The organism is Cellulosimicrobium sp. CpK407, from assembly GCF_051844275.1.
GTDB lineage: Bacteria > Actinomycetota > Actinomycetes > Actinomycetales > Cellulomonadaceae > Cellulosimicrobium > Cellulosimicrobium cellulans_G.
Genome location: NZ_JBGNYC010000011.1, coordinates 100142 through 108557, shown reverse-complemented (window position 1 = coordinate 108557; position 8416 = coordinate 100142). Strand labels below are relative to the sequence as shown.

Genomic DNA, 8416 nt, shown 5'->3' with positions numbered 1-8416 from the left:
GGGCCTCGGGCCTCGGGCCTCGGGCCTCGGGCCTCGGGCCTCGACGCAGGATATCGACCACGACGGACTCCGGCGCCCCCGCTGTGTGGGAACAGGAGAGATGCGAGCACTCCGGAGCCGTCGTTGCCCAAGTGCATGGACGCTTCGCGTCGTCCGCGCCTCAGCGGCCGGCCCGTCGCCCCGGGGCCATCCGCTCACCGTCGTCCCAGGCCCCTCTGTTTCGGTGACGCTGCGTTGGGGTCCCGGTGGGGACCTCTGCACGCCGGTGTACGATCCCCCTCAACGGGAATCCGCTCCCTGCTGCCGCGCCAAAGCGCTGGACAGGTCTCACCGGCGCGATATGGAACGAGTGCCGCCGACGCTTCGCAGGCTAGGTGAGTGGACGACGGTCCCGATCGATCGCCCACGCGCCGCGGGAACTCCGTTTCACGTGAAACAGAGATCCATCCCGCCCTGCCAGGCGCATCCTGCGCTACCTGAGGCGTCGTCCCGCACCAGGCTGGGGCCGGGGTTTCACGTGAAACGACGCCAGGGAACCGCGCAGCGACCGTGGTGCCACGTGAAGTGCCGACGCCATGCCGGCGACCGCTGATCGAGGCCAGGTCGGCAAGCGGTGGCGCGCTGTCCCCTGGGATCTCGCGTCCCACGCGGGCCGCGCGGCGAGTGGCCCTGATCCGCGCGTGCTCGTCGCTGCCGACCAGCCATCGCGAGCAGCACGGCGCGGGCACGTTGCCGAACCGGCCGATGCGCTGCCGGACGAGGAGCTGATCTGTGCGGGCCACCCCCCCCGCGGTGCCCGGGTACGCGATGTTCCACGTGAAACGACGGAGCAGGTCGCCGCCCCCGAGCTGCTGCACCGCTCCGATCGCGACACGCTGGACCCACGTGCGACGAGACGCTGCCCCCGCCCGGGCACGCTCGCACGCCTGCCTGCGGCGGCGCCGGACGCAGGAGTGCTCGTCGTCGACGACGCGAGCCCTGACGGGACCGGCGACCTCGCGACGACGGCGGGGCCGCCGCGGACCCGGGCGTGCACGTGCGGCAACCCCGCGGGCAAGGAGGGGCTGGGTGCTGCGTACGTCGGGGGTTCGGGCGAGCTCCCGCGACACGCGCGGGCATCGTTCGAGCTCGCGCGGCGCGCGGACGTTGTTGTCGCGTGGCAACGTTCCGGCCAGCCCGCCTTGTCGCGCCACGGCGGCGTCCCGGCGAGACCCAGCGTCTCGGCTCGGACGTGCGCTCAGAGCGCGCAAGGGCGCGATCATCTTCCGACGATGCCCGTGCGAGGTACCACGTGCTCGGCGACGGGGGCACCGACGAGCCAGTTCTCTCGGACGAGTTTGCTCGACCGATCCGGCGAAGGTGGCTCGACAGGAACTCGGCCGACCCAGTGAGGGCGGGTCGACACGCTGCTCGAATCCCTCTCTCGCCGCCCGTTCCACGTGAAACGTCCATGCCCTCAGGAACCGCGACGGCTAGGAGTTTCACGCGGACCGCTGTGTAGACGGTTGTGCCGGCGTCGCGACGGGCACCCGGGCGCCACTGGTGCTCCCAGACACCGCACCTCGAAGCGCAACCGCAGACACTCTCTCAACGTCGTTCGGGGGCGAGGCACTCCCCTCCCCCACGATGATGGGCCAGGGCGCGCCCACCGACGCGAGACGACGGATCTGCGGGGAACTCCTCATCTGCGCCAGCGACGTGGCGCAAGGCCAGCGCACGGACCCGACTCCGCCACTGTCGCCCGCAGCGCCGTGAGAAAGGCCGATCTGGACATCCCCCGCCTGCCGCGGCGCGGTTGGGCCGGTCAGGAGCCTCCGACGCTGAGCCAACTCCGAAGAGGGCTAGACCCAGCGCGGGCCCAAGCCAGGGCCCGCCGAGGCCCAGACCCGGCCCAGCCCAGCCCAGCCCAGGCCAGGCCAGGCCCAAGCCAGGGCCAGACCGGGGTCCGACCCAGACCCAGACCCAGACCCAGACCCAGACCCAGACCCAGACCCAGACCCAGACCCAGACCCAGACGAATGCTCCCCGACTACTTGCGCAGGAGGCCCGGGTCGTCCGGTGCCATGACGTCCAGGATCCGGTTGAGGTCCTCTACCGACGCGAACTCGACGGTCAGGCGCCCCTTGTTCTTGCCGAGGTCGACCTTGACCCGCGTCTCGAAGCGGTCCGAGAGCCGGTGAGCGAGCTCGTCGATCGCGGCGGATCGTTGACCCGCCCGCGGGGCGCGGGGAGCTCGACGCTCACCGTCCAGACCGCCCATCGCAACGATCTCCTCGGTCGCACGCACGGAAAGCCCCTCGGCGACGATGCGCTGAGCGAGACGCTCGATCTCAGCCCCGTCGGTCAGGCCGAGCAGAGCGCGGGCATGTCCGGCGGAGAGGACACCGGCCGCGACCCGACGCTGTACGAGCGGCGGGAGCCGCAGCAGTCGCAGCGTGTTCGAGATCTGGGGACGACTGCGGGAGATCCGCTCAGCGAGCTCCTCGTGGGTGCACCCGAAGTCGTCGAGCAGCTGGCGATACGCCGCGGCCTCTTCCAACGGGTTGAGGGCGCTCCGGTGCAGGTTCTCGAGGAGCGCGTCGCGCAGCAGGTCCGCGTCATCTGTCTCGCGGATGATCGCGGGGATCACGTCGAGCCCGGCCGCCTGCGTCGCGCGCCAGCGCCGCTCGCCCATGATCAGCTCGAAGGAGCCGTCCTCCCCCGGAACAGGCCGGACGACGATCGGCTGAAGGACGCCGATCTCTCGGATCGATCCCACCAGCTCGTCGAGGTCACCCTCGTCGAAGACCGTGCGCGGCTGACGAGGGTTCGGCCGGATGGACGCCGTCGGCACCTCAGCGAACCGTGCCCCGGGGACCGGAACGAGGTCGTCCGCAGCGCCCCCTGTCCACTCCTCGGAGACGGCGGTGTCCTCGCCGGCAGGGTTCTCCGATGCCGACTCGACGACAGGACGTCGCGTCGTTTCCTCACCCGTCGCGGTCTCCGTCACCGTTTCACGTGAAACAGCGTCGGAAGCCTCGCCGCCGTGCACCGTGGTGTCGTCGTCCGCGTCGCGCGCGGACGGCGAGTCCCCGACCTCGGGGACGCTCACGGGCAGAGACTCCACGCTCAACGCATCCAGCTCGGCGAGGTCGTGGAGAGAGAGCGAGGTCAGCGAGTCCACGTCAGCGGGCCCCGAACCGGACTCGGCGACCAGGGTCACGACGGGTGTGGCGCCCGCGCTGCTCTCCGCGGCGCCCTGCTCGTCTGCCGCCGCAGCAGCGGCCGTGGCCGCACCGTCACTCGATACCTCATCGGTCCGCGGTTCGTCCGTCGTCGGGCTCGGGAAGAACACGTCGACGGGACGCTTCCCCTCCGAGCTCGTCGGGATGAGAGCCCCGAGCCCTCGACCGAGCCCTCGACGCTTCTCGCTCATCGCAGTTCCTCCTGCCGCAGGCCGGGACCACCGATGGTGCCGGCGAACTCGTGTTCCGTTCGGACCGTCTGTGTCTCGCTGCCGGGCACGGCGGCGACACCTTGCTCCCACTTCGGCTCCTGCTGCGGGAGCGCATCAAGGTCGCGATCCTCCGGCCGGTTGGCACCACGTTGCGTCAGCTCGCGCGCGGCCTCGAGATAGGCGAGCGCACCCGTCGAGCCGGGATCGTAGGTCATCACCGTCTGCCCGTGACTTGGCGCTTCCGAGATGCGGACCGAGCGCGGGACAGTCGTCCTCAGCGTCTGGTCGGGGAAGTGCTCGCGGACCTCCGCCGCCACCTGCTGCGCGAGATTGGTGCGGCCGTCGTACATCGTGAGAAGGATCGTCGACACGTGCAGGCCAGGATTGAGGTGCGACTTGATGAGCTCGATCGTCTTCAGGAGCTGGCTCAGTCCCTCGAGCGCGTAGTACTCGCACTGGATCGGGATGAGCACTTCCCGACCGACGACGAACGCATTGACCGTGAGGAGGCCCAGGCTCGGAGGGCAGTCCACCAGGACGTAGTCGATCGGTGCCAGGCCCTCACGCTCGCGCTCTGACAGGTACTCGTCGAGGGCACGTCGGAGCCGTGTTTCACGTGAAACGAGAGAGACCAGCTCGATCTCGGCCCCGGACAGGTCGATCGTCGCGGGCACGCACCAGAGCGTCGGGATGTCGGGGCACTGTTGCACAGCGCTGGCCAGCGGGTCGCCGTCGACGAGGACCTCGTAGACGGACGGGGTCCCGGCGCGATGCTCGACCCCGAGCGCTGTGGAGGCGTTTCCCTGGGGGTCGTTGTCGATGACGAGAACGTTCAATCCCGCCAGGGCGAGGCCGGCGGCGAGATTCACCGTCGTGGTGGTCTTCCCCACGCCGCCCTTCTGGTTCGCCACGGTGATGATGCGCGTCGATATGGGGCGTGGGAAACGCCGACCCTGGAGGTCGATGCGACGACGGGCATCCTCGGCGAGCTGAGCGGCGAGAGGCGTCGAATCGTCCGTGACCGGCAGGCTTGCCATGAGCGCCGCTCTCCGGTCCTCCTCGCTCCCGGAACTCCGAGCCCCTCCGCCGCCGGGGGAGAGTGAGGTCGCCGACCGATCCTGAAGCTCCCCAGGGTCGACAGGGCTTTCCGTCACGCGTCTCATCCTCTCCGTCGTCGCTTCCCAGCATGCGCCGTCCGGTCCACTCATCGGTGGAGGTCGAGCGCGGGTCGTCCCCGTGTCGTCGCACCAGCCGCGCCGGCGCACAGGGACAGGTTCAGCGTGACCCAGTCTGCCGCACGATCCGCACGACAGTCGTGGTCTCCACACCGGGGATCGTCGGTGCGTCCACGATCTCGGGTTCACTTCCCTTGAGTCGGCGCAGTACCTTGCGGGCGGGCTCGATCTCTCGGATGACGTTTCGACCCTTGAGGACGATCATCTCCCCGCCCGGTCGGACGAGCGGTAGCGAGAGCCGCACCAGCTTGTCCAACGCGGCCACGGCGCGCGACGTCACGGCATCGCACTCGAACGCATCGTGGTACTCCTCGGCGCGCCCCCGCTTGACCTCGATGTTCGCGAGGTTCAGGTCCGTCGCGATCTCCGACAACCAGGCACACCGACGCTCCATCGGCTCGATCAGGTAGACGGTGGCCTCTGGACGCATCGCGGCGATCACCACCCCCGGGAGACCTGCGCCTGAACCGATGTCCGCGATAAGACCGGACTCTGGAAGGAACGGGACGACCGCGGCGGAGTTCAGGATGTGCCGGTCCCAGATGCGGGGGACCTCGCGGGGCCCGATGAGCCCGCGTAGCTCACCCTCGTCACGCAGCCGGTCTGCGAACCGCTCGACGGTCGGGAACGACGCACCGAAGTACTCGGCCATTGCCTCCCGCGAGATCTCCGGCTCTGCGTTGCCGTCAGCCTGGTCGTGCATCGGCTCTTCTGCCTCCTCGTCAATGGGCACGCCACATCGTTTCACGTGAAACGCCCGGCGGCGTTCCCGCTCAGCAGGTGACCCTCCATACTCCGCGAGGTCAACCAGGCACGACGTCGATCCCGGCATGAGCCGCCCAGGAATGCGGAGGCGCCGGATTGCGGAGGTCGTACCGTCACGCCCCGACCACATCCCAGAGCACGACGACGCCATGCTCACGACCACCCGTCCGGGCCGACATCCGGCGATATGGTCGCCACGACGACGTTCGCCCCTCGTTTCACGTGAAACGAGGGGCGAACGTCGAGCACGGAGAGAGCGGCGTCAGTCCGCGGGGTAGATCACCACGTAGCGCTGCGGCTCGACGCCCTCGGAGTCGCTCCGCAGGCCGGCTGCGGCGACGGCGTCGTGAATCACCTTGCGCTCGAACGCGTTCAGCGGCTCCAACGAGACCTTCGCACCGCCCGACTGGACGCGGGAGATGGCCTCCTCGGCCCGTGCGGTGAGCTCACGTCGACGGTCAGCGCGGAAACCGGCGACATCGAGCATCAGACGGCTGCGCTCCCCGGTCCGCGCCTGCACGGCAAGACGCGTCAGCTCCTGAAGAGCGTCGAGAACCTCCCCGCCGTCACCCACGAGGGAACGCAACGCCGCAGGGTCGTCGGCGACGATCTCGACCGCTGCACGGTCGTGCTCGACGTCGATGTCGATGTCACCGTCGAGGTCGGCGATATCGAGCAGTTCCTCGAGGTAGTCCGCGGCGATCTCGCCCTCCTCCTCCAGGCGGGTGGTCTCGCGCGACGACTCGTCGGTGGCGGCCTCTTCGGGCGCGGGGGTCTCGGTAGGCGTCATGACGGTGCTCCTCACGGCGGGCGCGCTCGGGCGCGGGTCTACTTCTGCTTCTTCTTCTTGGGCGCGGGCTTCGGCGTCGCGGGAGACGACGAGCCCTTCGCACCGTTGTCCGTCACAGGGCCGTCCTCAGCCACGGGCGCGTCCTCCACCGGTGCGTCCTCAGAGCGCGTCGACGACGACGCGGCGGGCCGCGCCGGAGCGGCACCCTTCTGCCGATCCTTGCGCTTCGGCTGCTGACGCTGGCCGCGCGGCTGCTCGATCACGGGCGTCGCATCCTCAACGATGCCCTTCGCGGCACGCTTGCGAGCCTGACGCTCCTTGAGCAGGCGCTCGGCCTCGGAGCCCGGCGCAGGCATGCGCCGGATCGTGTAGAACTGCTGCCCCATCGACCAGAGGTTCGTCGTCGTCCAGTAGACGAGGACGCCGACCGGGAAGTTGACGCCCGAGACCGCGAAGATGAACGGGAAGACGTAGAGCATCATCTTCTGCGTGGACGCCATCGGGCCCTCGAGGGCGGCCTTCGGCATGTTCTTCATGGTGAGCTGGCGCTGCGTGAAGAACGTGGTGGCGCACATCGCGACGATGAGCACGGCGATGACGATCTTGGTCTGCAGGTCGTCGGTCCGCAGGAAGACGTCGGAGAGCTGGGCCCCGAACACGGACGAGCTCTCGATGTCGGACGCGACCGACGCGTCGATCGGGCCGATCGGCTTGGCGGAACCGTCGGAGATCGGCACGAGCCCGTTCAGCACGCGGAAGAGCGCGAAGAAGATCGGCGACTGCAGCAGGATCGGCATGCACGACGCGAACGGGTTCGTCCCGTGCTTCCGGTAGAGCTCCATCGTCTCGCGGCTCATCGCCTCACGGGACGCCGGGTCCGTCTTCCCCTTGTACTTCTTCTGGATCGCCTGCATCTCGGGCTGCAGCATCTGCATGCCGCGCGACGCCTTGATCTGCTTGAAGAACAGCGGGATCAGCAGGATGCGGATGATGATGACGAGCCCGACGATCGACAGGACCCACGCGGGGCCCGGGCCGTCGGAGAACCCGAGGAACACCAGACCCTGGTGACACAGGTACATGATCCACGCCACGACCCACTCGATCGGGGCGAGGAACGCGAAGAAGTCCATCAGTGACTGCTCCCTCAACTTCGGACAAAGCTTGTGAATCGCCCGCTACGGGGCTCGGGACTAGTGCGTGTGTCGTGCCGGCGGAACGTCGTCGACCCCACCGAGGCTCCAGGGGTTGCAGCGCAGCAGCCGCCAGAGGGCGAGGCCCGTTCCGCGCAGGGCGCCGTGACGACGCACCGCCGTGAGGGCGTACTGGGAGCAGGACGGGTAGTACTTGCACGTGGGACCCGTCATCGGCGAGATCACCGACTGGTAGGCCCGGATCATGCCGATGAGGGTGAGCGCCGGGACGCGACGCAGCACGGCGACGACGCGACGCACGATGCCGGGAGCTCCGCCGGCGTCCTCGGGGGACTCCACGCCGGGAGCGTCGACCGGGTGCGTGGTCGTCATCGATCCACGCCCGAGCGTTCGTGGAGTCGCCGGACCGCGTTCTGGAGGCCGCGGTCGAGGTCGGCGCTCAGGGCGTCGAAGGACGACGACGCCGAGGCGGGAAGCGCTCGGACGACAGCACGTCCGTGCGCGGGCAGCACGTCGAGGCGTGCCGCGGCCGCAGCACGCAGACGACGCTTCACGAGGTTGCGGTGCACCGCGTTCCCCACTGCCTTGGAGACGACGAAGCCGACCTGTGGCTGCGCATCCCCCTCGAGATCCTCCGAGAGGTGCACGACCACGGTCGACCTACCCGCACGCACGCCGCGGCGCACCGCCCGCTCGAAATCGACGGAACGGCGCAGTCGGTGCGCCGCGGGGAGCACGTGGGATCAGGCAGAGAGCTCGGTGCGGCCCTTGCGACGGCGGGCAGCCAGGATGGCGCGGCCGGCACGGGTCCGCATGCGCAGCCGGAAGCCGTGGGTCTTCGCCCGGCGCCGGTTGTTCGGCTGGAAGGTCCGCTTGCTCACGAGGTACTCCAAGAACGTCGGGGAGGTACACCGTCTATGTCCTCGACGATGCAGTGACAGGTCCCGGTTGGAGCCTGTCGGTGGTTCAGGTGGTGCATCGTGCGGTCTCCCGCACGCACGCCGTCCAGGCACGCAGATCGAGTGGGCCATTGCTG

General features: G+C 69.3%; 8 protein-coding genes. All 8 read right to left on the bottom strand.

Features of this window, described 5'->3' with window-relative positions; genetic code table 11:
• Positions 1–2029: 2029 nt before the first annotated feature.
• Positions 2030–3415, bottom strand: a complete 1386-nt coding sequence (locus ABWU78_RS07465; protein WP_439157989.1) for a ParB/RepB/Spo0J family partition protein — start codon at positions 3413–3415, stop codon at positions 2030–2032.
• Positions 3412–4473: a ParA family protein gene (locus tag ABWU78_RS07460; protein ID WP_353706948.1), complete on the bottom strand. Its 1062-nt coding sequence runs from the start codon at positions 4471–4473 to the stop codon at positions 3412–3414. The genes ABWU78_RS07465 and ABWU78_RS07460 overlap by 4 nt, the downstream gene beginning before the upstream one ends.
• A 238-nt stretch (positions 4474–4711) precedes the next feature.
• Entirely contained in the window at positions 4712–5404 is a 693-nt protein-coding gene (gene rsmG, locus ABWU78_RS07455; protein WP_308202288.1) for a 16S rRNA (guanine(527)-N(7))-methyltransferase RsmG, read from the bottom strand.
• Positions 5405–5698: 294 nt separating this feature from the next.
• The gene (locus ABWU78_RS07450; protein WP_253052476.1) at positions 5699–6226 is read right to left on the bottom strand and encodes a Jag family protein; all 528 of its coding nucleotides are present in this window, start codon (positions 6224–6226) and stop codon (positions 5699–5701) included.
• A gap of 38 nt (positions 6227–6264) precedes the next feature.
• Positions 6265–7359, bottom strand: coding sequence for a membrane protein insertase YidC (gene yidC / locus ABWU78_RS07445; RefSeq protein ID WP_353706949.1), 1095 nt, complete (start codon positions 7357–7359; stop codon positions 6265–6267).
• 60 nt (positions 7360–7419) lie between these two features.
• Entirely contained in the window at positions 7420–7752 is a 333-nt protein-coding gene (gene yidD / locus ABWU78_RS07440; RefSeq protein WP_253051588.1) for a membrane protein insertion efficiency factor YidD, read from the bottom strand.
• The gene (gene rnpA / locus ABWU78_RS07435) at positions 7749–8117 is read right to left on the bottom strand and encodes a ribonuclease P protein component (RefSeq protein ID WP_253051589.1); all 369 of its coding nucleotides are present in this window, start codon (positions 8115–8117) and stop codon (positions 7749–7751) included. The genes yidD and rnpA overlap by 4 nt, the downstream gene beginning before the upstream one ends.
• Positions 8118–8123: 6 nt before the next feature.
• Entirely contained in the window at positions 8124–8261 is a 138-nt protein-coding gene (rpmH, locus tag ABWU78_RS07430; RefSeq protein WP_034225701.1) for a 50S ribosomal protein L34, read from the bottom strand.
• Positions 8262–8416: the final 155 nt, after the last annotated feature.

Coding starts and splice junctions, on each gene's coding strand:
- ABWU78_RS07465 (WP_439157989.1), bottom strand. CDS start 3,415: ATGAGCGAGAAGCGTCGAGGGCTCGGTCGAGGGCTCGGGGCTCTCATC.
- ABWU78_RS07460 (WP_353706948.1), bottom strand. CDS start 4,473: ATGGCAAGCCTGCCGGTCACGGACGATTCGACGCCTCTCGCCGCTCAG.
- ABWU78_RS07450 (WP_253052476.1), bottom strand. CDS start 6,226: ATGACGCCTACCGAGACCCCCGCGCCCGAAGAGGCCGCCACCGACGAG.
- yidC (WP_353706949.1), bottom strand. CDS start 7,359: ATGGACTTCTTCGCGTTCCTCGCCCCGATCGAGTGGGTCGTGGCGTGG.
- yidD (WP_253051588.1), bottom strand. CDS start 7,752: ATGACGACCACGCACCCGGTCGACGCTCCCGGCGTGGAGTCCCCCGAG.